Below are 530 nucleotides of genomic sequence, written 5' to 3' on the forward strand. Positions count from 1 at the left end.
GGTTCGCGGGGCTCGCTCGCCTGTTCGTTGTGCATCCCTCACGCTTGATCCGCTACGCAACCATCAACGGCTTGCCCGGCTTCATCACCATCGAGGATGGCCTCGTTCAAACGACCGCCCTGCAGATCGAGAACGAACGGGTCGTTGCGATCTTTGTGACTCGCAATCCCGACAAGCTGCACAACATCCCCGATGCGACGGAATTGATCGCACCTCCCGCGCGGCCGCATTGACGCGCAGAGAGCGCAACGGGGCCGCCACCACGACACGCACCGAATGATCTTCCTCGCCGACGCTCTCAGCGTCGAAGCAAGTTGCTCTCACGATCAATGCTTCGAACGGTGAAGGTCGTTTGAATAATGAACAGCCGAGCACGCGTCGCCTTGGGGCAGGTTGTAGGCGCGGTGCTCGGCTGTCAGGCCGCGCGGCGGTGCGGCCATCCCCGCAGGCTTCACTCACCCCCATGCGCGAGGCCGCCGGAGTCAGAGCTCGCCGGTGGCTAATTCCGCGCGGTCGAATGGAGTGCGTTT

General features: G+C 63.0%; 1 protein-coding gene. It reads left to right on the plus strand.

What is annotated here, in order from left to right; all coding sequences use genetic code 11:
• Window positions 1-233: hypothetical protein (locus tag RX972_RS29220; protein ID WP_410478275.1), on the plus strand; the 233-nt coding region annotated here is incomplete at its 5' end.
• Window positions 234-530 lie beyond the last annotated feature (297 nt).

Source organism: Pseudomonas syringae group sp. J309-1, assembly GCF_032582135.1.
Taxonomy (GTDB): domain Bacteria; phylum Pseudomonadota; class Gammaproteobacteria; order Pseudomonadales; family Pseudomonadaceae; genus Aquipseudomonas; species Aquipseudomonas quasicaspiana.